Here is a 375-nt window from a genome sequence, read left to right as displayed (position 1 = left end):
CCCGCTTAGATGCTTTCAGCGGTTATCTCTTCCGCACTTAGCTACCGGGCAATGCCATTGGCATGACAACCCGAACACCAGTGGTGCGTTCACTCCGGTCCTCTCGTACTAGGAGCAACCCCTCTCAATCTTCCAACGCCCACGGCAGATAGGGACCGAACTGTCTCACGACGTTTCTAAACCCAGCTCGCGTACCACTTTTAAATGGCGAACAGCCATACCCTTGGGACCTACTTCAGCCCCAGGATGTGATGAGCCGACATCGAGGTGCCAAACACCGCCGTCGATATGAACTCTTGGGCGGTATCAGCCTGTTATCCCCGGAGTACCTTTTATCCGTTGAGCGATGGCCCTTCCATTCAGAACCACCGGATC

General features: G+C 54.9%; 1 rRNA gene. It reads right to left on the bottom strand.

Annotated features, from left to right (window positions below):
- Positions 1-375, bottom strand: a 23S ribosomal RNA gene (locus BHE89_RS21955); the annotation flags it as partial.

Origin of the sequence: Shigella sp. FC1967, from assembly GCF_001743005.1 — a bacterium.
Taxonomy (GTDB): domain Bacteria; phylum Pseudomonadota; class Gammaproteobacteria; order Enterobacterales; family Enterobacteriaceae; genus Proteus.
This window is presented reverse-complemented; position numbering and strand designations above follow the sequence as displayed.